Origin of the sequence: Viridibacterium curvum (genome assembly GCF_039544165.1) — a bacterium.
Classification (GTDB): Bacteria; Pseudomonadota; Gammaproteobacteria; order Burkholderiales; family Rhodocyclaceae; genus Viridibacterium; species Viridibacterium curvum.
Genome location: NZ_BAABLD010000005.1, coordinates 104,187 through 130,101 on the forward strand (window position 1 = coordinate 104,187; position 25,915 = coordinate 130,101).

The 25,915-nt window shown below is 62.2% G+C and carries 20 protein-coding genes; 16 read left to right on the forward strand and 4 right to left on the reverse strand.

The window, feature by feature from the left end; genetic code table 11:
* Nucleotide 1 precedes the first annotated feature (1 nt).
* From prsT to ABEA02_RS04725, 11 genes are all read left to right on the forward strand, one after another.
* The gene (gene prsT / locus ABEA02_RS04675) at nt 2–2,782 is read left to right on the forward strand and encodes an XrtA/PEP-CTERM system TPR-repeat protein PrsT (RefSeq protein ID WP_345531693.1); all 2,781 of its coding nucleotides are present in this window, start codon (nt 2–4) and stop codon (nt 2,780–2,782) included.
* A gap of 101 nt (nt 2,783–2,883) precedes the next feature.
* Complete coding sequence (locus tag ABEA02_RS04680) at nt 2,884–3,666, forward strand: S1 family peptidase (protein WP_345531694.1); 783 nt, start codon at nt 2,884–2,886, stop codon at nt 3,664–3,666.
* Nucleotides 3,666–5,126 (forward strand): NAD(P)H-hydrate dehydratase, encoded by a 1,461-nt coding sequence (locus ABEA02_RS04685; protein ID WP_345531695.1) that lies wholly within the window; start codon nt 3,666–3,668, stop codon nt 5,124–5,126. The genes ABEA02_RS04680 and ABEA02_RS04685 overlap by 1 nt, the downstream gene beginning before the upstream one ends.
* 14 nt (nt 5,127–5,140) lie before the next feature.
* The gene (gene ampD / locus ABEA02_RS04690; RefSeq protein ID WP_345531696.1) at nt 5,141–5,695 is read left to right on the forward strand and encodes a 1,6-anhydro-N-acetylmuramyl-L-alanine amidase AmpD; all 555 of its coding nucleotides are present in this window, start codon (nt 5,141–5,143) and stop codon (nt 5,693–5,695) included.
* A 301-nt stretch (nt 5,696–5,996) separates the two neighbouring features.
* On the forward strand, nt 5,997–8,879 hold the full coding sequence (locus ABEA02_RS04695) for a ribonucleoside-diphosphate reductase subunit alpha (protein ID WP_345531697.1): 2,883 nt from the start codon (nt 5,997–5,999) through the stop codon (nt 8,877–8,879).
* Nucleotides 8,880–9,363: 484 nt separating this feature from the next.
* Nucleotides 9,364–10,518 carry a ribonucleotide-diphosphate reductase subunit beta gene (locus ABEA02_RS04700; RefSeq protein ID WP_425584663.1) on the forward strand — a complete coding sequence of 385 codons (1,155 nt, stop codon included), beginning with the start codon at nt 9,364–9,366 and terminating at the stop codon, nt 10,516–10,518.
* Nucleotides 10,519–10,711: 193 nt separating this feature from the next.
* The gene (locus tag ABEA02_RS04705; RefSeq protein ID WP_345531698.1) at nt 10,712–11,614 is read left to right on the forward strand and encodes a histone H1-like repetitive region-containing protein; all 903 of its coding nucleotides are present in this window, start codon (nt 10,712–10,714) and stop codon (nt 11,612–11,614) included.
* A gap of 459 nt (nt 11,615–12,073) precedes the next feature.
* The gene (locus tag ABEA02_RS04710) at nt 12,074–12,853 is read left to right on the forward strand and encodes a transglycosylase SLT domain-containing protein (RefSeq protein WP_345531699.1); all 780 of its coding nucleotides are present in this window, start codon (nt 12,074–12,076) and stop codon (nt 12,851–12,853) included.
* Nucleotides 12,854–13,049: 196 nt separating this feature from the next.
* Nucleotides 13,050–15,317, forward strand: coding sequence for an NADP-dependent malic enzyme (locus tag ABEA02_RS04715; RefSeq protein WP_345531700.1), 2,268 nt, complete (start codon nt 13,050–13,052; stop codon nt 15,315–15,317).
* Nucleotides 15,318–15,417: 100 nt separating this feature from the next.
* Entirely contained in the window at nt 15,418–16,617 is a 1,200-nt protein-coding gene (locus ABEA02_RS04720; RefSeq protein ID WP_345531701.1) for a patatin-like phospholipase family protein, read from the forward strand.
* A gap of 76 nt (nt 16,618–16,693) precedes the next feature.
* Nucleotides 16,694–17,764, forward strand: coding sequence for a serine hydrolase (locus ABEA02_RS04725; protein ID WP_345531702.1), 1,071 nt, complete (start codon nt 16,694–16,696; stop codon nt 17,762–17,764).
* Nucleotides 17,765–17,824: 60 nt separating this feature from the next.
* Here ABEA02_RS04725 and ABEA02_RS04730 read toward each other — a convergent pair whose 3' ends face one another.
* The 3 genes from ABEA02_RS04730 to ABEA02_RS04740 form a co-directional block, all read right to left on the reverse strand.
* Nucleotides 17,825–18,649, reverse strand: a complete 825-nt coding sequence (locus ABEA02_RS04730; protein WP_345531703.1) for an IclR family transcriptional regulator — start codon at nt 18,647–18,649, stop codon at nt 17,825–17,827.
* A 134-nt stretch (nt 18,650–18,783) separates the two neighbouring features.
* Complete coding sequence (locus ABEA02_RS04735; RefSeq protein ID WP_345531704.1) at nt 18,784–19,290, reverse strand: disulfide bond formation protein B; 507 nt, start codon at nt 19,288–19,290, stop codon at nt 18,784–18,786.
* 161 nt (nt 19,291–19,451) lie between these two features.
* Nucleotides 19,452–19,919, reverse strand: a complete 468-nt coding sequence (locus ABEA02_RS04740; protein WP_345531705.1) for an EF-hand domain-containing protein — start codon at nt 19,917–19,919, stop codon at nt 19,452–19,454.
* Between the two features lie 213 nt (nt 19,920–20,132).
* Here ABEA02_RS04740 and ABEA02_RS04745 point away from each other — a divergent pair, with 213 nt between their 5' ends.
* Both ABEA02_RS04745 and ABEA02_RS04750 read left to right on the forward strand, forming a co-directional pair.
* Nucleotides 20,133–20,882: an electron transfer flavoprotein subunit beta/FixA family protein gene (locus ABEA02_RS04745; RefSeq protein ID WP_345531706.1), complete on the forward strand. Its 750-nt coding sequence runs from the start codon at nt 20,133–20,135 to the stop codon at nt 20,880–20,882.
* Nucleotides 20,883–20,892: 10 nt separating this feature from the next.
* Nucleotides 20,893–21,822: an electron transfer flavoprotein subunit alpha/FixB family protein gene (locus tag ABEA02_RS04750; RefSeq protein ID WP_345531707.1), complete on the forward strand. Its 930-nt coding sequence runs from the start codon at nt 20,893–20,895 to the stop codon at nt 21,820–21,822.
* A gap of 47 nt (nt 21,823–21,869) precedes the next feature.
* Here the strand turns inward: ABEA02_RS04750 and ABEA02_RS04755 are convergent, their stop codons facing one another.
* Nucleotides 21,870–22,172: a hypothetical protein gene (locus ABEA02_RS04755; RefSeq protein ID WP_345531708.1), complete on the reverse strand. Its 303-nt coding sequence runs from the start codon at nt 22,170–22,172 to the stop codon at nt 21,870–21,872.
* Between the two features lie 99 nt (nt 22,173–22,271).
* Between ABEA02_RS04755 and ABEA02_RS04760 the strand changes: the two genes are divergently transcribed.
* From ABEA02_RS04760 to ABEA02_RS04770, 3 genes are all read left to right on the forward strand, one after another.
* Entirely contained in the window at nt 22,272–24,056 is a 1,785-nt protein-coding gene (locus tag ABEA02_RS04760; RefSeq protein WP_345531709.1) for an acyl-CoA dehydrogenase, read from the forward strand.
* Between the two features lie 175 nt (nt 24,057–24,231).
* Nucleotides 24,232–25,101 (forward strand): Tll0287-like domain-containing protein, encoded by an 870-nt coding sequence (locus ABEA02_RS04765; protein WP_345531710.1) that lies wholly within the window; start codon nt 24,232–24,234, stop codon nt 25,099–25,101.
* 13 nt (nt 25,102–25,114) lie between these two features.
* The gene (locus ABEA02_RS04770) at nt 25,115–25,861 is read left to right on the forward strand and encodes a DUF8082 domain-containing protein (protein WP_345531712.1); all 747 of its coding nucleotides are present in this window, start codon (nt 25,115–25,117) and stop codon (nt 25,859–25,861) included.
* The last annotated feature ends 54 nt before the right edge of the window (nt 25,862–25,915 follow it).

The following is a 25,915-nucleotide window of genomic DNA, read 5'->3' on the forward strand; positions in this document are numbered from 1 at the left end:
AATGTCCGTTTCTGGCAATACCAATTGGTTGCTTACCGGCGTGCTCGCCGCCTCCCTGCTGCTGGCGGGGTGCTCGGAGTCCCCCGCGACCCTGCTTGCTTCGGCTCGTCAGGCCGTCGACAAGCGTGACTACCCGACGGCCATCATCCACCTCAAGAATGCGCTGCAGAAAGACTCGGGCAATCCCGATGCACGCTTCATGTTTGCCGAAGTGCTGGTGGCGCAGGGTGATTCGGTGGGTGCCGAGCGTGAGCTCCGCAAGGCGCTTGAGTATGGGTACAAGGCTGGCGCAGTGACGCCAATGATCGTCGAGGCGATGATCAATTCCGGCAAATCCGCCAAGGCCATCGAAGAGTTCGGCAAGCAGAAGCTCGACGAAAAGGAAGCACAGGCGCGTCTGTCGGTGGCGCTGGGCAATGCTTACCTCGCCGAGAAAAAGCTCGACGAAGCGTCGGCTCAGTTCGATCAGGCGCTCGCTGCGCAAGCCGGGCTTGTGACGGCCGATCTTGGCAAGGCGCGCGTGCTGCTGGCGCGCGAAAAGGTCGATGAGGGTCTCGCTGCAATTGACGCCATTCTTGCCAAGCAACCCAAGCAACAGGAAGCCATGCTGGTGAAGGCTGACGTGCTGGCCAGCCAGGGTAAGGATGACGAAGCGATCGCGATCGCCAAGCAGGCGCAGGCGAATAGCCCGACGGACAAGGCGCCGCTGATCCGTCTGGTGTCGCTCTATATCGGTCGTTCCAAGCACGCTGAAGCGGATGCCATTCTGGCGCGTCTTCGCGAAGTGGCGCCCAACGACGTACGCACTGTCTACTTCTCCGGTGTTGCGGCCCTGCGCGCGGGCAAGCCGGTCGAAGCGCGTGATGCGGCGGCCAAGATTCTGCGTGTGATGCCGGAGCACGAATTGGCCCTGATGCTGGGCGCTTCGGCCAATCTGCGTCTGGGTGACGCCAAGCAGGCCGAGACCATGCTTGCCAAGGTCACCGCGCGTCGTAAGGACTGGGCGATGGCCAAGCGCATGCATGCGCAGAGCTATCTGACCATGCGTGATCCGGCCAAGGCGCTGGAGATCCTTTTGCCGCTGCTGGAGCTGGACAAGCGCGATGTCGAGGCGCTCAACATGGCTGGTCAAGCCTACATGCTGCAGGCCGACTACAACCGCGCGGCCGATTACTTCAGCAAGGTCGCAGCACTCGCTCCTGCGTCAAGCGACGCCCGTACCCGACTGGGCATGGCCCGCATGGCTGCCGGTGACGACGCCCGCGCCCTGCAGGATCTGGAGGCTGCCGCAGCCGGCGGCGATGGTTCGAACATCCTTGCCGAGGTTGGCATCATCGCCAATCACCTCAAGCGCAACGACACGGCGCGTGCCCTGCAGACGCTTGCCGTGCTGGAAAAGAAGCACCCGAACAACGCGGCTGTTTCCAACGTGCGTGGTGCCGTCCTGCTGTCCACCAAGGACATGCCGGGCGCGCGTAAGGCTTTCGAGCAAGCGCTGAGCCTGGAGCCGGAGAATCTTGGCGCGTTGACCCAGCTGACCCGTCTGGACATGGCCGAGGGCAAGCTCGCCGATTCGCGCAAGCGTCTCGAGGGCTTCGTGCAGAAATTCCCCAAGAATGTCCGCGCCGTGCTGACCTATGCGCAGTTCCTGCAGGAGACCAATTCACCGCTGCCCGAAGTGCGCGCCGCCCTGGAGAAAGCCGTTGCGGCGGATCCTGCGCGTAACGAGGCACGCGTGGCACTGGTGCAGTTCCTGCTGCGCACCTCGGAAGGCAAGCAGGCGCTCATCGTGGCGCAACAGGCCGTGGCCAGCCAGCCGGACAGCCCGGACATGCAGCGTCTGCTGGGCCGCACCCAGCTCGCTGGTGGCGAGAAGCAACAGGCCATCGCGACGTTTGCCAAGCTGCAGTCGGCAGACCCGCAAAACCCCATCGCTACCTTTGATCTGGCTGAAGCACAACGTGCCGGTGAAGACCTGACTGCGGCGGAGAACAACTACCGTCGTGCGCTGGAGAGCAAGCCTGACTTTGCCGATGCAGCCCAGCGTCTGGCAGCGATTTACCTGAAGCAAGGCAAGACCGGTGAGGCACTGCAACTGGCTCGTGGCCTGCAGAAGGCGGCACCGGGCTCGCCCTCTGGTTACCTGCTTGAGGCCGATCTGTATTCCGCCGACAAGCGTTGGGCCGATGTCAGCGCAGCCCTGCAGCAGGCTTGGGAAAAGTCGAAGTCACCGCAAGTGCTGTTGAGCCTGCGCGCGGCCCTGAACCAGCAGAACCGTACGGCTGATGCGCAGAAGCTGGTGGCTGACTACCTGAAGGCCAATCCCAAGGAAGGCGTGGTCCGCATGCAGTTGGCGGACGAGGCACTGAACGCCGGGCGTTATCCCGAAGCACTGGGTCTCTACAAAACCCTGAACGAACTGGCGAAGTCCAACGTCGTGATCGCCAACAATCTCGCCTGGGTGGCCAACAAGCAGAATGATCCGAAGGCAGTGCAGTACGCCGAAGAGGTGCTGAAACTGGCACCCAGAGTGCCGGCGATCATGGAAACCGCAGGCAGCATCTTCGTCGAGCGTGGGCAGGTACCGCGTGGCATGGCTATGCTCAAGGAAGCCGTTGAGCTGGCCCCCAAGGCATCTGCGGTGCGTCTGGGCTACGCCAAGGCGCTGGCGCGTACGGGTGACAAAGCGACGGCTGCCAAGGAGGCCGAGAAGGCCCTGGAAGGTGTGCCTGCCGATCTGCCCCTGCATGCGGAAATCGTCGCTTTCCGGAAGACCCTGTAAGCCACAGGCGGGCTGGGTGTTCCGGTCGGCACGCTCAGCCGCTCCGCCGGGAGCAGCATGGATTGCGGCATCGGGATGGTGTCTTGAACAGGAGTGCGGAGATGCGTAGCAGTCGAAGCTTCCTGGGGCGATGGTGCGTCACAGCCGTGACGCTTCTGGCCGCAGCGCTTCTGCCTTGCACGGTGCAGGCTGGCTTGCCGGACACGGCAGCAAACGTCAAAGCTTCGCTGGTCGTCGTCGGGACTTATCAACGCACCCGCAGTCCCGCATTCGTTCCGCTGGGCACGGGGTTCGTGGTCGGCGACGGCCGGACCGTGGCGACCAATGCCCACGTTCGCCTGCGCCAGCAGAACACCGAGCAGCTGGAAATCATGGTCGTGGTCCAGCCCTCCCAGCCCAATGTGCCGCGCGAAGTGCAACGGCTCGTCATCGACGAACAGCATGATCTGGCGGTGCTGCGTATCCGCGATGGTGCCCCGCTGCCAGCGTTGCCGTTGGCGTCTGCCCCCGCGCGCGAGGGGCAGAGCATCATGCTGATGGGCTTCCCCTTGCCGGGCTTGCTGGGCCTGACGCCTGCCATCCAGGCGGGTGTCATTTCTGCCATCGCCCCGATCAGCATTCCCGCACCGCGGGCCGATCGGCTGGAGGCTGCCGTGATCCGGCAGATGGTGGCTGGCGCCTACCCCATTTATGTGCTCGACGCCGTTGCCCGTCCCGGCAACAGTGGTAGTCCCGTCGTCGATATCGACAGCGGGCAGGTGCTCGGCGTGGTCAGTGGCGGCATGGTGCGGCAGGCGCGCGAGCCCGGCATGGCCGAGCCGACCGGCATCACTTACGCGATCCCGGTCGAACATTTGCGCCGTCTGCTGCAGGAGCGTGATTGATGTCGGCGATCCTGCGCCGCGAGGAAGTCCGGTTGATGGAGTTGCGCCATGCAGGCTTGCCGTTGATGGAGCGTGCGGGGCAAGCGGCTGCGGGCTGTGCAGCCCGGATGCTCGCAGCGCGCCAAGGCTGCGTACTGGTCCTGGCGGGGCCTGGCAACAACGGCGGTGATGGTTTCGTGCTGGCCCGTGTGCTGCGCGAGCAGGGGCATGAAGTCATCGTTGCCTGCCTGGCCGAAGGGGCGCAGATGCCGCCCGATGCGCGTCAGGCACGTGCAGCCTGGCAGGCTGCCGGCGGGCAGGTGGTCAGCGAGTTCGTGGGCTCCAACTGGGCGCTGATCGTCGATGCCATCTTCGGCATCGGCCTCAAGCGTCCGCCGGAAGGCCGCTACGCCGACTGGATTGCTCGCCTGTCGCAGATGTCGGCGCCGGTGCTGTCGCTGGATGTGCCATCCGGGCTGGATGCGGATACCGGACGTGTGCTGGGGGCTGCAGTACGCGCTTCCCATACCGCGACTTTCATTGCCATGAAGGCAGGGCTGCTCACACTGAATGGCCCGGATCACTGCGGCGAGCTGAGTTTGCACTCCCTCGACCTGCCGGCAGAAGCGGCGCCGGGACGGGTGCTGGGACGAGAGTTTTTCGCGGCTGCGCTGCTGCCGCGCGCCGCCAATGTACACAAGGGCTTGTTCGGACAGGCTGGGGTCATCGGTGGTGCGACGGGCATGGTGGGGGCCGCACTGTTGACGGCACGTGCGGCATTGATGGCCGGTGCGGGGCGTGTGTACGGTGGCGTGCTCGACGCCGGTGGGCCCGTCGTCGATTTCATGCAGCCAGAGATCATGCTGAGAGCGGCAACGGATCTGCATTTGCTCTGCAGCGCGCTGGCTGTTGGCCCAGGTATGGGGCTGTCGGAAATCGCAGCGCAGCAGCTGCGTCGTGCCGTGGCCTTCTCCGGCCCGCTGTTGCTGGATGCCGATGCGCTGACGTTGCTGGGTCAATCTCCACAGCTGCAATCTGCTTTGGCGCGACGTGATGTGCCGGCCATTCTCACGCCGCACCCCGCCGAAGCTGCGAGGCTTATGCAGTGTGCGACGAGCGACGTGCAGAACGACCGCGTAAGCATGGCACTGGAGATGGCGCGTCGCTACCAGTCGCATGTCGTCCTGAAAGGGGCGGGCAGTGTGGTTGCCTTGCGCGATGGTCGCTGGCTGATCAACACCACCGGCAACGCGGGTCTGGCAACGGCAGGCAGTGGCGACGTACTCAGCGGTCTGGTGCTCGGGCTGCTCGCACAAGGCTGGGAGCCAGCATTGGCACTGGCGGCCGGGGTCCATTTGCATGGTGCAGCAGCAGACTGGTTGTCTGGTCAGGGGGTCGGACCTGTAGGACTGACGGCCAGCGAGATCGCACCGGCTGCGCGTCGTCTACTCAATATGTGGCTGGTGCAGGGCGAAGGGTGAGGATGAGTCGGCAAATGAATGATCCGGGGCATGCATTGCGCGACGATGGCTGGATTGCCGGTGCCCGTGCTGTGCCGTCACCCAATCAGGACGAGCGCCCCGAGGGTTGCACAGTCGACCTCATCGTCGTGCACGCCATCAGTCTGCCGCCCGACATGTTTGGCGGGCTCGGCGTCGAGCAGCTCTTCACGAATACGCTCGATCCCGCCGAACATCCATACTACGCAGGCATCCATCAGCTGCGCGTGTCGGCGCACTTCTTCATCCGTCGTGATGGTTCGCTGATGCAGTTTGTCCCGGTCGGACGCCGTGCCTGGCATGCCGGGGTCTCCAGCTGGCGTGGTCGCGAGCGCTGCAATGATTTCTCCATCGGCATCGAGCTGGAGGGGTGCGACACCCTGGCGTTCCGCGTCCAGCAGTACGAAGCGCTGGCACAACTCATCCGCGCACTGCGGCAACACTTCCCGGCGGCCGACGTCTGTGGTCACAGCGACATCGCGCCGGGGCGCAAGACCGATCCCGGCCCCTGTTTCGACTGGCCGCGCCTGACCGCCTTGCTGGCTGTCTGAGCCTTCTGCGCGTCGCAGATCAGCGGCGCTACATCATCTCTTGTACGTATTGACGAGCACGCAATCCGGCGCTCGTCCGCGCCAATACTGGGGCTCTCGTCCCGTTGACAATTGCGCCGGGATGCTGACGCGTTGCACAAGCAAAATCCTGCTTGTCAGTCGAAGGGTGCCCCACTAGAATTAGTTGCACGCAGTCACCGGACTACTACATATAGTAGTTCGCAACATCATCAGCCTCGGGGAGTAAACGGTCGCGAAAGGCCGCCCGTGACCCGAAGGCCTAACAGCAAGGAGAGAGTTCATGCAGCTTGCGACCGAAACCCCGCAGCCCACGTTTGTTGCCGCCGGCAACGTAGTCCCGACGAATACTGGGGTGGTGGAGTTTGCCGACTACAAGATCATCCGTCGCAATGGCGCCGTGGTGCATTTCGAGCCGGCCAAGATCGCAGTGGCGATGACCAAGGCTTTCCTCGCAGTCGAAGGTTCGCATGGTGCGGTGTCGGCACGTGTCCGCGACGTGGTGGCCCAGCTCACCGACAATGTCGTGCGCGCCCTCATCCGTCGTCAGCCCAACGGCGGCACCTTCCATATTGAAGACATCCAGGATCAGGTCGAACTCGCCCTCATGCGTTCCGGCGAACACGACGTCGCACGTGCCTACGTGTTGTACCGCGAAAAGCGTGCAGCCGAGCGCGCTGCCGCAGCTGTCGAGCAAGCGCCTGCCGAACCGCTGTTGCATGTGGTTGAGAACGGCGTGCGTCGTCCGCTCGACCTGAAGGCCCTGCATCGCCTCGTCGAGTCCGCTTGCGTGGGTCTGGGTGATCACGTCAGCCCCGATGGCATCATCGACGCTGCGCTGCGCAACATCTACGACGGCGTGCCGGGCGAAGAAGTGCGCAAGGCTCTGATCCTGTCAGCTCGTACCCAGATCGAAAAGGATCCGGACTACAACTACGTCACTGCCCGTCTGCAGCTGCACGAGATCCGTCTCGAAGTGCTGGGCGAAGAAGTCGGTCAGGCCGAGATGCTGACCCGCTATGCCGAGTACTTCCCGCAGTACATCAAGAAGGGCATCGACGCCGAGCTGCTCGACCCCCGTCTGGCCGACTACGACCTTGAGCGCCTCGGTGCCGCACTGGACTCCTCGCGCGACCTGCAATTCGGCTATCTCGGCCTGCAGACGCTTTACGACCGCTATTTCCTCCATATTGAAGATCGCCGCATCGAACTGCCGCAGGTCTTCTTCATGCGCGTCGCCATGGGCCTCGCACTCGGCGAGATCGACCGCGAAGCCCGCGCCATCGAGTTCTACAACGTGCTCTCGAAGTTCGACTTCATGAGCTCGACGCCGACCCTGTTCAACGCCGGCACGCTGCACTCGCAACTCTCGTCCTGCTACCTGACCACGGTGGATGACAGCCTTGACGACATCTACGGCGCGATCAAGGAAAACGCCATGCTCCAGAAGTTTGCCGGCGGCCTCGGCAACGACTGGACCCCGGTGCGCGCGCTCGGCGCCCGCATCAAGGGCACCAACGGCAAGAGCCAGGGCGTGATCCCCTTCCTCAAGGTGGTCAACGACACGGCCGTTGCGGTGAACCAGGGCGGCAAGCGCAAGGGCGCCGTCTGCGCCTACCTTGAAACCTGGCATCTCGACATTGAGGAGTTCCTCGACCTGCGCAAGAACACCGGTGACGAGCGCCGCCGCACGCACGACATGAACACCGCGAACTGGATTCCCGACCTGTTCATGAAGCGCGTGATGGACGCCGGCGAGTGGACCCTGTTCTCGCCCTCCGACGTGCCCGACCTGCACGACAAGTTCGGCAAGGCCTTCGAGCAGGCCTACGTGGCTTACGAGCGCAAGGCTGACGCGGGTGAGATCAAGCTGTTCCGCCGCATGCCGGCCCTGCAACTGTGGCGCAAGATGCTGTCGATGCTGTTCGAAACGGGTCACCCCTGGATCACCTTCAAGGATCCCTGCAACGTCCGTTCGCCCCAGCAACACGTTGGCGTGGTGCACAGCTCCAACCTCTGCACCGAGATCACGCTCAATACGTCCGACTCCGAAATCGCCGTCTGCAACCTCGGCTCGGTGAACCTGCTGGCGCACCTTAAGGATGACGGTCAGGGCGGCAAGGTCCTTGACCACGACAAGCTGCGTCGCACCATCCGTGTCGGCATGCGCATGCTCGACAACGTGGTCGACATCAACTACTACGCCGTCAACAAGGCACGCAACTCCAACGTCAAGCACCGTCCGGTCGGCATGGGCATCATGGGCTTCCAGGACTGCCTGCACGCCCAGCGCATCCCCTACGCTTCGCAAGAGGCCATCGAGTTCGCTGACCGTTCGATGGAGGCTGTCTGCTACTACGCCTACTGGGCCTCGACCGATCTGGCCGAAGAGCGCGGCCGTTACACCTCGTTCAAGGGCTCGCTGTGGGATCGCGGCATCCTCCCGCTCGACACCCTGGCGATGCTGGAGCAGGAGCGTGGCGGTTACGTCGAAGTCGACCGCTCTTCGACGCTGGACTGGGAGGCGCTGCGTACCCGCATCGGCAAGGTCGGCATGCGTAACTCTAACTGCGTTGCCATCGCCCCGACGGCTACCATCTCCAACATCGTTGGCGTGGATGCCTGCATCGAACCCACCTTCCAGAACCTCTACGTGAAGTCCAACCTCTCCGGCGAATTCACCATCGCCAACGAGAGCCTGGTGCGCGACCTCAAGAAACTGGGTCTGTGGGACGAAGTCATGGTTGCTGACCTCAAGTACTTTGACGGTTCGCTGGCCAAGATCGACCGCATCCCCGAAGAGCTGCGCCGTCTGTACTCGACCGCCTTCGAAGTCGAGCCGAAGTGGATCGTCGAAGCCGCTGCACGCCGCTCCAAGTGGATCGACCAAGCGCAGTCGCTGAACATCTACATGGCCGGCGCTTCGGGTCGCAAGCTCGACGACACCTACAAGCTCGCCTGGCTGCGGGGTCTCAAGACCACGTACTACCTGCGCGCCATGGGGGCTACGTCGGCCGAGAAGTCGACTGGGCGTGGCGGCGAACTGAATGCCGTGCCGGTCAGCGGTGGCGTGGCTGCGGCTAGCTCAGCGGGTGCCGGTGACGGCGCATCCGAAGCCGCGAAGTTCTGCTCGATCGACAACCCCGAGTGCGAGGCTTGCCAGTAAGTTAGTGTCGCCGGCGTGATGCGGCGTGTCCGCATCACCTGGTGCGCCGCGCAAGCAGGGCATTGTCGGCTGAGTCGACGATGCTGTGATGGCAGCGCATCGATGAGCGAAGTGATGTGACTGACCCGAAAACTCATCGCGTCAGTGGGGCTGAAAAGTGACGATTTTCGTCACAGTGTAGTGATGGAAGTCTCTCGATGAAGCGTGCTGTGTGCGTTTTGCGAGAGAGCAAGATGCGCACGTGACTCACGATCGCGCGTCGAGAGTGTTGGGATTGTGCAAACGTGCCTCGAAGTGTGTGATGGCGCGCTGCTGAAAAGCGGTGATTCTCGCAAAGCCTTGTTTCATGCGGGTTTGCGGCGAGCTGGGGTGTATGACAAATGCGTTGATGGGCCGGAGAGCCGCGCCAGCGCTAGCGTTGCGACCTTCGCTTGATGAAGAAAATGTTTGCATTCGAAAGCAAAATCATCTAAAGGATAATGGCATGCTGAACTTTGAAAACGACATCGACGTTGCGAGCTCCGACTCGCTGCAGGTTGGACTGCAGACACTGTCTTCCCAACCGCAGGCAGCCCATTCCCGTTCGGGTCAGGTTGCGGCGCCGGCAGCGGATGAAGAGTTCCGTCGCGTGAATGTCTCTGACAAGCGCATCATCAACGGCGCGACCGACGTCAATCAGCTGGTGCCGTTCAAGTACAAGTGGGCATGGGAGAAGTACCTCTCCACCTGCGCCAACCACTGGATGCCGCAAGAGATCAACATGTCTCGCGACATCGCGCTCTGGAAGGATCCCAACGGCCTGACCGAAGACGAGCGCCGCATCGTCAAGCGCAACCTTGGCTTCTTCGTCACGGCGGACTCGCTGGCTGCCAACAACATCGTGCTGGGTACCTATCGCCACATCACGGCACCCGAGTGTCGCCAGTTCCTGCTGCGCCAGGCTTTTGAAGAAGCGATCCACACCCACGCTTACCAGTACATCGTCGAGTCGCTCGGGCTGGATGAAGGCGAGATCTTCAATGCCTATCATGAGGTCTCCAGCATTCGCGCCAAGGATGAGTTCCTTATCCCCTTCATCGATGTCCTGACCGACCCAAACTTCAAGACCGGCACGCCGGAGGCTGACCAGCAGCTCCTGCGCTCCCTGATCGTCTTCGCCTGCATCATGGAAGGCATCTTCTTCTACGTTGGCTTTGCGCAGATCCTCGCGCTCGGGCGCCAGAACAAGATGACGGGAGCGGCAGAGCAGTACCAGTACATCCTGCGCGACGAGTCAATGCACTGCAATTTCGGCATCGACCTCATCAACACCATCAAGCTCGAGAACCCGCATCTCTGGACGCCTGAGTTCCGTCAGGAAATCCGTGGCCTCATCCAGCAGGGCGTCGAGCTCGAATATCGCTATGCCGAAGACACCATGCCGCGCGGCGTGCTCGGTCTTAACGCATCGATGTTCAAGGAATACCTGCGTTTCATTGCCAACCGCCGCTGCCAGCAGATCGGCATCGACGCCATCTACCCGGGGGCCGAGAACCCCTTCCCGTGGATGAGCGAGATGCTCGACCTGAAGAAGGAGCGCAACTTCTTCGAGACCCGTGTGATCGAGTATCAAACGGGTGGGACACTGAGTTGGGATTGATTACTTTCCAGATCACTTCGCATTGTCGGCACAGCCAGCCCCTTATGAGCAGGGCTGGTTGTGCCGTTTGTTTTTGGCTGAAAGGTTTTTCCAGCGCCGTGCGGTAGCACGGCAACGCACTTCCAGCTCGCCAGGCTGGCAGTGCAGTCCTTGTGTTGGGTGACAACCCGGCGACTAGCAAAGGAGGTGTGTTATGGCAACGAAGTCGACTAGCAAGCCCGCAGCAAAGAAGGCCGCTCCCAAGGCAGCCAAGCCCGCAGCCAAGAAGGCCGCTCCCAAGGCAAAGGCCGCAGCAAAGCCGGCAGTAAAGAAGGCAGCCGCCAAGCCCGCCGCCAAGAAGGTAGTGGCCAAGAAGCCTGCGGCCAAGAAGCCCGCAGTCAAGAAGGCCGCTCCCAAGGCAGCCGCCAAGCCTGCAGTGAAGAAGGCCGTGGCCAAGAAGCCCGCAGTCAAGAAGGCAGCCGCCAAGCCGGTCGCCAAGAAGGCTGCAGCGAAGCCCGCAGTGAAGAAGGTCGCAGCCAAGAAGCCGGTTGCCAAGAAGGCAGCAGCCAAGCCCGCAGTGAAGAAGGCTGTCGCCAAGAAGCCCGCAGCCAAGAAGGCAGTGGCGAAGAAGCCGGTTGCCAAGAAGGCTGCCGTTGCGAAGAAGCCGGCTGCTAAAAAGCCGGCTGCTAAAAAGCCTGCGGCCAAGAAGCCGGCTGCTAAAAAGCCCGCTGCCAAGGCTGCCGCTGCGAAGAAGCCTGCTGCTGCGAAGAAGCCTGCTGCGAAGAAGGCTGCTCCCAAGGCTAAACCTGCTGAAGAGAAGCCTGCTGCTGCGAAACCTGCCGCACCAGCATCGCCAGCAAAGCCTGCTGCTCCGGCAGCAAAGAAGGCTGCTCCAAAGAAGAAGCCCGCGGCAAAGAAGCCCGCAGCACCGAAGGCTGAGGCAGCTCCTGCTGCTGCCGCCGCGCCTGCTGCTCCGGCTGCACCTGCCGCTGCAGCGCCGGCCGCACCCGCGGCCGAAGCAAAGCCGACTCCTTCTACGGCTGCAACGCCTGGCCTCAAGTCGTCGCTCAATCCGACGGCCGCCTGGCCTTTCCCCTCGGGTTCACGTCCGTCCTGAACGGATAGAGTCCGATGAACAAGGGGCGCGAAAGCGCCCCTTGTTTTTTGTGTCATGGATTTTGTCGGATCATTTCACCCGCATGGCATGGGCATGACAAATGCAAACGCCCAGTGTTCATGCGGTTCTGGCGCGTATTGACATTGTTCAATCAAATCAATAAAATACGCCCATCTTCAATTCGCTCAAGCGATATCAAATCATCCCAAAAAGCTGAGCAGGCCGGGCTTCGGAGCAAGCCTGAAACCAAAGTTCTGTGGCTGGATCCCCACTGCGGAACACCAATATTCCTGTTCAGTTGCCGTGACCGACGCCCTGTGCGTCCGGTCTGCTTGATATAACAATTGGCGCCTGTGTGTTGCCGGGTCAGCCAGAGGAAATCACCACATCACGGCTTGTCTGCGTCGCAGTCAGGAGCTTGCGTGTGCGTCGTGTCTGGTGGTTCCGGGAGAAGAAAGTATGGATCAGTCATTACCTACGGGCTCGCTGTTGAAGCGAGCTGGCCGACACCTGGCAAATTTTGTCCTCAGTTTCACCCATGGCTGCTTGCTGGTTGCGGGTGTTGCCGTCGCAATCATCATGGCTTACCAGTACACAGCGCACGGCATTGGCGGTCTGGATCCTCGTGCCTGGGCTGAATCACGTCCTGCGGCTCCCGATTCGGTGAAGGAATACGCGGCGGGTGTAGCCGCGTCGGACAAGCTGTCACCTGAATACATGCGCCTGATCCAGTACATTGCCAAACGCCATAAGGTGGCTGGCAAAGCACTTGAGCAGGTTGTACGCGATGCTATCCGCGAAGGAACCGCCAGCAATATCGATCCGGTCCTGATCCTGGCGGTGACTTCGGTGGAGTCCGGATTCAATCCGTTGGCAGAGAGCGTATTCGGCGCTCAGGGCCTGATGCAGATCATTCCGCGTTTTCATCACGACAAAATCGACGGGTCACTCGGTAATACGGCGTTGCTGGATCCGAGCGAGAACCTGCGTGTTGGTGCTCGGATCCTGCGCGAGTACCTGCGTACCAATGGCGCAATCGTGGCTGCTTTGCAGCAATACGGCGGCGTGTCGGATCCGGAAGATCTGACCTACCCGAACAAGGTGTTGAATGAGCTGGAACGTTTCCGCCAGGTGATGAAGTTTGGCAGCGTACGCCAGGTGGCGGAGCTGAACGGTTCGCTTCCCAAGGTGCCTGCGGCAGGCGAAGCCGAGCCGGACTCGACCGGCACGCCCGGTTGAGCCTGGGAGTGTTGAAACCGCAGACAAGCGCCGACAAGTCGGCGCTTTTTGTTTTTCCACGTGCGGCTGATAGTGTGGAAATCCACGAGTTCTAGCGGTTTTCCCCGGAATCACTCGAGCGACACGAAGCGTAGAATCCTTGGCATTCAGGGCTGCAGCGTTGCAGCTCGCCTCATTGCAGAAGCAGGAGTGCTGGATGGACGAGAGGATTCGCGCTGCGGCGCTGGAGTATCACAGGCAAGGCAAGCCGGGCAAGATTGCCGTGACGCCGACGAAGGCGTTGACCAACCAGCGCGACCTGTCACTGGCTTACTCTCCGGGTGTCGCTGCAGCCTGTGATGCGATCGTTGAAGATCCGGCACAGGCAAGTGCACTGACGGCAAGGGCAAACCTCATCGGTGTGGTCACAAACGGCACGGCGGTGCTGGGTCTGGGGCCGATCGGGCCCTTGGCGGCCAAGCCAGTGATGGAGGGCAAGGCGGTGCTGTTCAAGAAGTTCGCCGGCATCGATGTGTTCGACATCGAGATCGACGAACGCGATCCGGACAAGCTTATCGACATCATCGCCTCGCTGGAGCCGACCTTTGGTGGTATCAACCTCGAGGACATCAAGGCGCCGGAGTGCTTCTATATAGAGAGCAAGCTTCGCGAGCGCATGAGCATTCCCGTCTTCCACGATGATCAGCACGGGACGGCAATCGTAGTGGGGGCGGCGATTCTCAACGGCTTGCGTCTGCTGAACAAGCCGCTCGACAAGGTCAAAGTGGTGACGTCCGGTGCTGGTGCGGCGGCACTGGCGTGCCTCGACCTGCTGGTCATGCTGGGCATTCCGGTCGAGAACATCTGGGTCACCGACATCAAGGGCGTCGTCTACGAAGGTCGCATCGAGGAGATGGAGCCGATCAAGGCGCGCTACGCCAAGAAGACCGAAGCGCGCACGCTCGCAGAAGTGATTGGCGACGCAGATGTCTTTCTGGGGCTTTCGGCCGCTGGCGTCCTCAAGCCTGAGATGGTTGCAAAGATGGCGGCCAGTCCGCTGATCTTCGCACTGGCGAATCCAGTGCCGGAAATCCTGCCGGATGCAGTGAAGTCGGTACGCAGCGACGCCATCATCGCGACGGGGCGCTCAGACTATCCCAACCAGGTGAACAACGTTCTCTGTTTCCCCTTCATCTTCCGTGGCGCGCTGGATGTCGGCGCGACGACCATCAACGACGCGATGAAGCTTGCTGCTGTGCGCGCCATTGCCGATCTGGCGATGGTCGAGGCTTCAGAGATTGTGGCGGCGGCCTATGGCGAACAGATGTGCGCCTTTGGTCCTGAGTACATCATTCCCAAACCCTTCGATCCGCGCCTGATCGTCAAGATCGCCCCTGCCGTGGCGCGCGCAGCGATGGAGTCTGGTGTGGCGACGCGGCCTATCGCGGACTGGGAGGCCTACACTCAGCAGCTCAACAACTTCGTCTGGCAATCCGGCCTCATCATGAAACCGGTATTTGCCGCAGCGAAGCGCGCGCCCAAGCGCATCATCTTTGCAGAAGGCGAATCCGAGCGTGTGCTGCGTGCCGTGCAAGCCGTGGTTGATGAAGGCCTGGCGCGCCCCATCCTCATCGGTCGGCCCGAGGTGGTGGCGCGCTACATTGAGCGTTTCGGACTGCGTTTGCGGCCCGAGGTTGACTTCGAACTGGTCAACCAGGATTCGGACGCTCGCTACCGCGACCTGTGGACGCACTATCACGCCCTGATGGAGCGTCGTGGCGTCTCCGTCGAGTACGCCAAGCGCGAAGTGCGTCGGCGTACGACCCTGATCGGTGCCCTGATGCTCAACTTCGGTTACGCCGACGGCATGATCTGCGGCACCTACGGCATGCACAGCCAGCATCTCTCATTAATCGAGACCGTGCTTGGGCGGCGGGCTGACGTTAAGCACTTTTACGCCATGAACCTGCTGGTGTTGCCGGGGCGCACGGTGGCGTTGTGCGATACCTACGTGAATTACGATCCCACGGCAGAGCAACTGTTCGAGATGAGCTGTCTGGCGGCCGAGGAGTTACGACGTTTTGGCATGACGCCCAAGCTCGCTCTCCTGTCGCATTCGAGTTTCGGTACCGACGACACGCCAACGGCGCGCAAGATGCGCGAAGCCTTTCAGCTGCTGCAGGCGCGTCGTCCCGACATCGAAGTGGAAGGGGAGATGCACGGCGATGCCGCGCTGGATGCGTCCACGCGCTTGCAGATCTTCCCCAACGCGAAGATGCGTGAGGATGCCAACCTGCTCATCTTCCCGACGCTGGATGCCGCCAACATCGCGTTCAATCTGCTCAAGACCGCTTCGGGCGAGGGCATGACCATCGGCCCCATCCTGCTTGGTGCGTCGAAGCCGGTCCATATCCTTACACCGACTGCGACAGTGCGTCGCATCGTCAACATGACAGCGCTCACTGTCGTGGAAGCCAGCCGCTGAGCGGGTCCCGCTACAGTTCGGGTGACGATATGCCGTAATCTCGGTCAGTGAAGGTGCAGGCGCAGAAAGCGTCGCATCGTCGATGGAGGAGAGCTTCATCATGGCGGAGACAAGGGCGGAGAGAGCAGGGCTTGTCCTGACGGGGGGCGGCGCGCGCGCGGCCTACCAGGTGGGTGTGCTGGCCGCGATTCGTACCATCTGGGGGCGCAGGGAGGGCAATCCCTTCCAGATCATCTGCGGTACGTCGGCCGGGGCTGTTAACGCCATGGCGCTGGCATGCTACGCCGACAACTTCGGTGAGTCCGTGCGGCGGCTGTCCTGGATCTGGCGCAACTTTACTGTGGGTCAGGTTTATCGTTCCGACACCCTTGCCGTTACGCAGTCCGTACTCGGCTGGGCCAGCGCCTTGTTGATGGGATGGTTGTTCCATCGCAGTCCGCGCTCCCTGCTCGACAACACCCCGCTGCGCGATCTTTTGACGCACCACCTCGATTTCGAGCGCATCGGCAAAGCGATCGACAACGGTCACCTCTATGCTGCCAGCGTGACGTGTTCGGGCTACTCATCTGGCGAAAGCCTGACCTTTTACGAGGCAGCGCCCGGCGTAGAGCCCTGGAGGCGGGCTCAGCGCGTCGGTTTGCGCAACCGCATCACCATCGATCACCTGATGGCTTCAAGCGCGATTCCCTTCGTTTTCCCGGCCGTCAAGATCCACCGTGAGTACTTTGGCGACGGTTCGATGCGCCAGTTGGCACCCGTCAGCCCGGCGGTGCACCTCGGTGCGGACCGCGTACTGGTCATCGGCAACGGCCGTCAGGAGGGCGAAACCCGCCGTGCGCGTACCGATCGCTACCCTTCGCCAGCCCAGATCGCCGGTCATGCCATGTCGAGTATCTTTCTCGACGGTCTGGCCGTTGACCTCGAAAGAATGCAGCGCATCAACGACACGTGGGGGCGCATTCCGCCTGAGGTGAGGGAACGTGCTGGCGTGACCCTCAAGCCGATCGAGGCACTGGTGATCTCGCCCAGCGAACGGCTCGATTACATTGCAGCGCGGCATTCCTACGCGCTGCCTTGGGCTTTGCGGACGGTTTTGCGCGGTATCGGGGCTTACGGGCGTTCGGGTTCGGCGTTGCTCAGCTACCTGTTGTTCGAAAAGCCTTATACGCGCGAATTGATGGAACTGGGTTACAAGGATGCGATGCATCGCCGTGCCGAGATCGAGCGCTTCCTGCGCATCGATACCGCAGTGCAGCCGGAGGTCAGGGTGAGCCGCGCAGACATCTTCGAAAGAGCATGAAATGCTTCTCCCATGTATTTAATTTTTCAGAGTATTGCTACAATTTGACAGCGCCTTGGTATTTCTGGAGTTCTGGATGGTTTTTCGTTCCCTTTTTCGCATCGCATGTCTGGCGCTAGCCACCGCCCTGGTGATTCCAGCCACGGCCGATGCGGCTACCGCGCGCACCAAGTCACGCGATGCCCGTGCGCAAAAACTCTCCGTCACCAAAACCTCCGTCACCAAAGCTTCCAGCCTCAAGTCTTCGCGCCTCGCGCCTCGCGCAAGCAAGGCTGTCGCAAAAACCTCTCCTGCTGCATCTCGTGCCAAGGCACGCAAGGTGACGCTGCGCGAGCTGCGTTCCGAGCCGGAATTCGATCCCGAAGGCAATCCGCTGCTGCGCTCGTCGGCCTTCGTTGTGCAGGACATCGAGACGGGCCGCGTTCTGCTCGAACGTAATGCTTCCATGGTTCAGCCGATCGCATCCATCTCCAAGCTGATGACTGCAATGGTCGTGCTGGATGCCAATCTGCGCCTGGACGAAGTCATCGAGATTTCGGATGACGACATCGACCGCCTCAAGGGCACGTCCTCGCATCTGCCGGTTGGCACGCGGCTCACCCGCGAAGACCTTCTGCGCCTCGCGCTGATGGCTTCTGAAAATCGCGCCGCTTCGGCGCTTGGCCGCGCATACCCCGGTGGCCTGCCTGCCTTCATCGAAGCCATGAACCACAAGGCAGCTTCGCTCAATCTGCAGGAGACCCGCTTCTTCGACAGCAGTGGTCTCAACAAGAACAATGTGGCCTCAGCGCGCGACCTCGTCGGTATGACCGCAGCCGCCTCGCATTACCCGCTGATCCGTGAGTTCTCGACGCTGCCGGAGTACAGCTTCCTGATCAAGGGACGTCTCCGCGCTTTCCATAACACCAATGCTCTTGTGCGTGACTCGGACTGGCAGATTGATCTGCAGAAGACGGGTTACATCAGCGAATCCGGCAAGTGTCTGGTGATGCGCGCAATGCTGAACAATCGTCCGACGGCCATCGTGCTGCTTGATTCCTGGGGGCGATACACCAGGGTGGCCGACGCCAATCGCATCCGCAAGTGGGTCGAAAAGATGGTAGAGCCTGCACGTATTGCTCATGGGCCGGTCAGCGGCCAGCTCTGATCGAACTGCAGAATGAAAAAGGGGCCGACATCGTCGGTCCCTTTTTCATTTGTGCGCTCTTCAGCGACGACGCTTTTCGAGACGTTCAGAGAAGCCCAGCGCGCGCGAGATTTCTTCGGCCGTTTCGAGCACGAGGGGGGCCCAGTCCGGGTTGAAGCGCTCGGTGGGAGTCGACAGAGACAGACCGGCGACCAGGGCGCCCGCATCGTCGCGGATGCCGGCGGCAATGCAGCGCACACCGACTTCCACCTCATCCATGTCGTACGCGACCTTGTGGCGGCGCACGCGCTCCAGCTCCTGTTCCAGCGCTTTCAATGTGGTGATCGAAGCCTGTGTGCTGCCCGGCAGGCCGGTGCGCTCGGCGTAGGCCTTGTTGCTATCGGCGTTACCGTCGGCAAGGAACAGCTTGCCGGTCGCCGTGGTGTGCAGCGGTGCGCGGGCACCAACGATGTGGACGATGCGCACGGATGAGCGACCGCTCGACGTGCGTTCGACATAGACGATCTCGTCGCCGCTGCGCATACCGAGGTTCACACTTTCACCCGTGGTGGCGTGCAGCTTGAGCATCGAAGGCATCGCGGTTTCGCGCAGGGAGATGCGCGTCTTGACGAGGTTGCCCAGCTCCAGCAGGCGAATGCCAAGGCGGTAGGCGCCGTTGTTGGTGCGATCGACAAAACCATTGGCGCACAGAGAGGCAAGAATGCGGTGCGCCGTAGAGGGGTGCAATCCGGTATCCAGCGCCAGCTGCTTGAGTCCGGGGGGATCATTGGATTCTGCCAACGCGTCGAGCAAGCTCATCATGCGGTCAATCACCTGGATCGAGCCGCGTGAATCCTTGCTCTCGCTGTCTTCTGCAGGGGAAGCTGCCGTCTTCTCGTTTCGCATCGTGCAATCTTACCCGATAAGATTGCATTGCGTCATATGAAATTATCGAGACGTCCTGCAGCCCTGGCGAGGTCGTTTCATGACCGCGCGAGGGGCCTGCAGGGGGCACTGGATGGCCTACCCCTGAGGTGGTGTCAGCTTTTCGCCTGCTTGCGGAACACCTGCCATAGCGCAATCACGATGATCAGCGTGAAACAGACCGATGCCCATTCGGCGATCGAGAATCCGAGGAAAGTCCAGTCGATCTTGGCGCAGTCCCCCTCGCCCTGGAACAGCTTGGGCAGCAGGTCGGCGAGCGGGAATTGGCTCACCATGTACTCGAGGTCAGGGCCGCATGTGCTCATCTCTGGCGGGTTGTGTTGCAGCCAGATCTGACGCACGGACACCGAGCCGCCGGCGATGGCCGCAGCAGCAAGCAGGACCCCCCAGATTTTCAGCAGGATGTTGCGCGGATTGAAGATCGTGCCCAGCAGTGCGATCAGGGCAGCTGCAACGAAACCATAGCGTTGCAGGATGCAAAGCGGGCAGGGCTCGATGCCCTTGACGTGCTGCAGGTAGAGACCGAACGACAGCAGTACGACGCAGCCGACAAAGACGGCCAGGAAAGCGAGACGGGGAGGGAGGTTACGCAGGGCGTTCATTGAGCGGCTCGTTGAAAGGTGAGAGCGGGATAGCAGATCAGGGCAAAGTAAATGGAAGCCGGGGAACGGACAGGCGCAGGTGCCCATGGTTCCCCGGCTCCGGATCTCCCGGAGTCTATCCGAGCCGCGCAGCAGGCAGGTTTGCGCTGCCGCATGCGGCCTTATTTGGTCGCAGCCGGTGCGGCAGGCGCTGCCTTGCGGGGGCGGAGGCTGTCGTGTGCGGCCTTGCGCTCTTCGGGGCTCAGCACACCGTCGTGATTGGTGTCCGCGCTGTCGAAGCGCTTGAGCATCTGCTCGTGGCGTGCGACGAGTTCCGTACGTGTGATGGGCATGTCGCGATGCTGGCGGTCGCCGTGGTGGCCGCCGCGCATTCCGCCTGCACCGTGCAGTTCTGCCGGGCTCAGCTTGCCGTCCTTGTCGGTGTCGTGTGCATCGAAGCGCTGGGCCAGACGGGGCATGGATTTTTCGGCTTCGGCGCGCGAGATGAACCCATCGCCGTCCGCATCGGCGGCCTTGAAGTGTTCAGCCGCTTTGGGCGGCTGCGGTGCAGCGGCCTGCTGTGCGAGGACGGTGCCGGAGACGGCGAAGAGAACGAGTGCGGCAGAGGCGAGAGTGATCGAGGCTTTCATGATGATGGCGCTCCTGAATGGTTGGATGGTGCCGACTGAGCGTGGTGAATCAGTGGGACGGGTGCATCCTAGCCAGCGCCCGGATCAGGGGTGTTTCCCTCGGGTAAGGCCTTGTATCAAGTTGTGTCCATCGCCTGATAACGTGCGGTTATGCGGGCTGCAGCCTGCTGCAATGCGATAATTCGGCATCTTTGGAAAAAGGAGAAGCGTGAGATGAAAGTGCTCGTGGCCGTCAAACGGGTCGTGGATTACAACGTCAAGATCCGCGTCAAGGCCGACCAGAGCGGTGTGGATCTGGCCAACGTGAAGATGTCGATGAATCCCTTCGATGAAATCGCCGTGGAAGAGGCCGTGCGTCTGCGCGAAGCGGGTGTGGCGACCGAAGTGGTGGTGGTCAGCTGCGGCGTGACGGCATGTCAGGACACGCTGCGTGCCGCAATGGCGATGGGAGCCGACCGCGCCATCCTCGTCGAGACCGATGCACAGCTGCAGCCACTGGGCGTAGCCAAGCTGCTCAAGGCGGTCGCACAGAAGGAAGAACCGGGCCTCGTGATTCTCGGCAAGCAGGCCATTGATGACGATGCCAACCAGACCGGTCAGATGCTGGCCGCGCTGCTGGGCTGGCCGCAGGCGACTTTCGCCTCCAAGCTCGCACCGGCTGACAAACAGATCGCCGTCACGCGCGAGGTCGACGGCGGCATGGAAACCCTGCAGGTGAGCTTGCCGGCCGTCGTGAGCTGCGATCTCCGTCTTAACGAGCCGCGTTTTGCTTCGCTGCCCAACATCATGAAGGCGAAGAAGAAACCACTCGAGACCGTGACGCCCGACGCGCTGGGTGTCGATGTGACGCCGCGCCTGCAGACCATCAGTGTCAGCGAACCGCCGGTGCGCAAGGCCGGCGTGAAGGTCGCCAGCGTGGAAGAGCTGGTTGCCAAGCTGCGCAACGAAGCCAAAGTGATTTGAGGAAGACGCGATGACCATCCTTCTTGTTGCAGAACATGACAACCAACACCTGCAGAGCGGCACCCGCAATGCACTGACCGCAGCACAGCGCATTGGTGGCGATGTGCACATCGCCGTCATCGGCAGCGGCTGCGCCGCGGTCGCCGAAGCCGCTGCAAAGCTGGCCGGCGTGAGCAAGGTACGCGTCGTGGACGCGGCGCACTACGCCGACCAGACCGCCGAAAACCTCGGCATCGTGCTGGCCCAGCTTGCCGGGGGCTACAGCCACGTCGTGCTGCCAGCCACCAGCTTCGGCAAGAACCTCGGGCCCCGCGTTGCGGCCCTGCTGGATGTGGCGCAGATCTCCGACATCATCGAAGTGAAGGCGCCTGACACCTTCGTGCGCCCCATCTACGCCGGCAATGCGCTGGAAACGGTGCGCAGCAGCGATGCGCTCAAGGTCGTTACGGTGCGTACTTCGGCATTCGACGCGGCAGCAGAGGGAGGCAGCGCCGCTGTTGAAACCGCTCCTGCCGGCCCGGATCTCGGCGTCAGCAAGCTCGTCAGCCGCGCACTCACCGAGTCGGCGCGTCCCGAGCTGGGCAGTGCCAAAGTCGTCGTATCGGGAGGGCGCGCGCTGGGTAGCGCTGAAAGCTTCCACAGCGTGCTCGAACCCCTGGCCGACAAGCTTGGTGCCGCGATTGGCGCCTCGCGTGCTGCGGTCGACGCCAACTTCGCGCCCAATGATGCCCAGGTTGGCCAGACCGGCAAGGTCGTTGCGCCAGACCTGTACATCGCCATCGGTATCTCCGGCGCGATCCAGCACCTTGCCGGCATGAAGGACTCCAAGGTCATCGTCGCGATCAACAAGGATCCCGATGCCGCGATCTTCCAGGTCGCGGATTACGGCCTGGTTGCCGATCTTTTCGAGGCAGTCCCCCAACTCGTCTCTGCGCTATAACTGGATCATGATCAGAAAAAACCGGAAGCCGCCCGCTTCCGGCTTTTTCAGGCAAAGGATCCCGCGCGGTGCGAGTTTTCGTTTTCAACCCCGATGACGCCGTCCTGCATGCGCTGGGCGACGAAGCTGAAGCCCTCCGCATTGCGGCCGTTACTTCTTCTGTAGAGCTTCTGTTCTTCGCGGCAGATGGCAGCCCCCTGCGGCGCAGCCAGATGCCCGGCGGGAGCGCTTACCTGCGCCCATGGGCTGCCTGTGGCAGCTGCAGGCTGGAGCAGGTGCTGCACGCTGTACGGGAAGTCCGTCTCGATGGCCAGCCGGCTACTCTGGACGAGGTGGTGCCACAGAGTCATTGAGTCCCCGGCTTGGCCCTGCGGGCTCAGCCGCCCCCGTGGGGACCAGGAAAGTCTTGTGGCGGCCCGGCAACTTTCTTGAGAACGAGGAGGGGACAGATGAATGAGTACCGTGCGCCATTGCGCGAGATGCAGTTCGTGTTGTCGGAGCTGGCCGGGCTGAACGAGCTTGCCAGCCTGCCCGGCTGCGAAGAGAATTCCCCTGACCTCGTCGAGGCCATCCTCGAAGAGGCTGGCAAGTTCGCCACCGGCGTCCTGTCGCCACTCAACCGGGTTGGTGATCGTGATGGTGCGAGGCTCGCCAATGGCGAGGTAAAGACTGCCGCAGGCTGGCAACAGGCTTACCGCCAGTTCTGCGAAGCCGGCTGGACAGCCGTCGTCGCGGAGCCGGAACACGGTGGGCAAGGTCTGCCGCGCCTGGTCGGCACTGCCATCAACGAAATGTGGAAGAGCGCCAACATGGCGTTCTCGCTGTGTCCGATGCTGACAAACGGGGCCATCGAAGCGGTGACCCTGCGCGGTTCCGATGCCCTGAAGGCGACTTACTTGGAGCGCATGGTGTCGGGCGAATGGACGGGCACCATGAACCTCACCGAGCCGCAGGCCGGTTCAGACCTCGCCGCCGTGCGCAGCAAGGCGGTGCCGCAGGGTGATGGCACCTATCGCATCAGCGGCCAGAAGATTTTCATCACCTACGGCGAACACGACCTGACGCCCAACATCATCCACCTCGTGCTGGCCCGCTTGCCCGATGCGCCAGAGGGCGTGAAAGGTATTTCGCTGTTCCTCGTGCCCAAGTTCCTCGTCAACGACGATGGCTCGCTCGGTGCGCGCAACGATGTGCGTTGCGTGTCGCTGGAACACAAGCTCGGCATTCACGCGAGTCCCACCTGCGTCATGTCCTACGGTGACAATGGTGGCGCGGTGGGCTACATGGTCGGCGAACCCAACACGGGGCTGGCCACCATGTTCGTGATGATGAACGCTGCGCGCTTCGCCGTCGGGCTGGAAGGCGTGGCGCTCGCCGAGCGCGCCTGGCAGCAGGCTCGTGATTACGCCCACGAACGCGTGCAGGGCTACAACCCCGCCGTGAGGGGCGGCGAGCGCATTGCCATCGTGCAACACCCGGACGTGCGTCGCATGTTGATGCTCATGAAGTCGCAGACCGAGGCTATGCGGGCACTGGCCTGTGTAGTGGCTGCCGCGATGGACAAGGCCGAGCGCCATCCGGACGAGGTACAGCGTGCGCAGGCGCAGTCATTCGTTGATCTCATGATTCCCGTGGTGAAGGGCTGGTGTACCGAGACGGCCGTCGAAGTGGCCTCGCTGGGCGTACAGGTGCACGGCGGCATGGGTTACATCGAAGAGACCGGTGCAGCCCAGCATCTGCGCGACGCGCGCATCACCACGATTTACGAAGGTACCACCGCCATCCAGGCGAACGATTTCATCGGTCGCAAGATCGCGCGCGACAAAGGCGCGGCCATCGGCCAGGTGATTGCCGATGTGCGTGAAGTGGCAGCGGCCTGCACGGTGGCGGGCGGCGAGCCATTCAGCCGCCTGGGTGCCGCGCTCAATACTTCCGCTAACGCACTGACCTCATCTGTCGTGTGGATGCTCCGCAGCTACCCCGAGATGCCGGGTGAGGCGCATGCCTCGGCCGTGCCCTTGCTGCGTCTTGCCGGCCTGGTGTGTGGCGGCTGGCAGCTCGCTCGCGCGGCACTGGTGGCACGTCGCAAGCTGGAGGCGGGGGAGGATCCTTTCTTCAGCGCGAAGATCACCACCGCCTGCTTCTTTGCCGACCATCTGTTGTCGCAGGCCGACGGGCTGGCGCACTGCGTCATGCATGGCGCCCCGGCGACATTGCAAGGCGTCCTGGATTGACCAGTGACGAATCCGCCACGCAGGCTGTTGGTGCTCGGTTATAGTTCATCATCGCTGCACTGCAATATGATCGCCCGGCTCGTTTGATCGGGCGACGCGATACGTAGCGCTGTGCGAACACTTCCTGATCACGGGGTGGGATCAGGCAAGTGATGAATCGACGGGAGGGGTGTCTGTGAAGATAAGGACCAAGTTCAGCCTGGCCTTGCTGGCCGTGTTCGTACCCGGCTTCGTGGTGAGTGCCTTGATCAGCGAGCAATTGCTGGTGACGAATGCGCGGCAGGAGGTCGAGCGCAGCGCGGCATTGATGATGGAGACCGCCATGTCGGTGCGCGGTTACACCATCGACCAGATCAAGCCGCACCTCGATCCCATGCTCGAAACCGAGTTCCTCCCGCAGACCGTGCCGGCATTCTCGGCCATCGAAACCTTCGAGCGGCTACGCAAGAAATATCCGGACTTCAGCTACCGCGAGGCGGCGCTCAACCCCACCAATCCACGCGACCTTGCGAGCCAGTGGGAGTCGCGCGTCATCGAGCGTTTCCGCGGCGGTGAGCAGACAGAAATCCGCGGCGAGATCGATCGCGAAGGACGCCGCTTCCTGTTCGTCGCGCGCCCCATCGCGATCAAGAACCAGGCCTGCCTCACTTGCCACAGCACGCCTGCCGAGGCGCCGGCGACCTTGCGCGCACGCTACGGCGATGTGAATGGATTCGGCTGGCGCATGGAGGAGGTGATCGGTGCGCAGATTGTGACCGTCCCTGTCGAATTGCCTCTCAAGAATGCGCAGACCATCCTCGCGACCTTTGCCGTCATGCTGGTTGTGTTGTTCGTGTCACTGTTCGTGATCCTCAACCTCATGCTCAATGCGCTGGTCGTCAAACCGCTCCGACATGTGTCCCATATCAGTGACGAAATCAGCCGCGGCAACATGGAGTTTCCCGAGTTTGAAGACAAGGGCGCGGACGAAATACGACAGCTGCACGGGGCCTTCAACCGCATGCGGCGCAGCGTCGAAAAAGCCATGAAGCTGCTGCGTCACTGAGGCCGGCCGACTCATGGCGAACTCGTTCCTCACCGCAGTCATCGGCATCGAGGTGCTGTTCGGCAGGCCGCCGGATAGCGTCCAGCAAGGAGACTTCCAGCGCATCATCGGCACGGCGGCGCGGCAGTTCGGGTCCCCCGTGGCGGCAGGCGTTCTCAATACAGGTATCCAGCTGCATCTGGTGGCCACACCAGAGCACCCCGTCGCGCCGACGCTGCGTCGTCTGTCTGCTGCGATGGATGAGTTGCTTGGCCTGCACCCGACTGCGCTGGTGCGACTGCTCGCACACCACGGCGTGGTCTTCATCAACGAGGCCGATGGGCGCAAGAGCTACGTCGGCTCAGCGATCCGATCAATGCAGAGCTTCGTGCGTCGTCTCGGTGACCTCGATGGTCTGTACGGCACGCGCGAGTTCGCCGCGCACGTGGCGACCTGGGCGCAATCGCCGCTGCGCCTCGCCGATGTGCCGGGGGTTGAGGGCATGGACGGCCTCGTCGAGATCCGCTTTGACGCGGGATTCGTCCTGCCCGTGATCAAGCAGAATGCCGTCGCCTCGGGGGATGCGGCCTTGCTGCACTACATCAAGCGCCGCCTTGCCGACGAGTTGGGCCCGCTGGCCGCAGCGCTGGTCGACGCCGCTCAGCGCACCTCGCCATCCGCGAGCGATCTCGTCAAGGAGATGGCTGCCGAGATCGACAACCCTGCGGCCCGTCAGCGCTTCGAAGCGGATCTCGCTGCGTACCTCAAGAAGGGTTCGTAAGAGCAGGAATGAAATGAAAAGGGCCAGTCAGCATGCGCTGACTGGCCCTCTCTT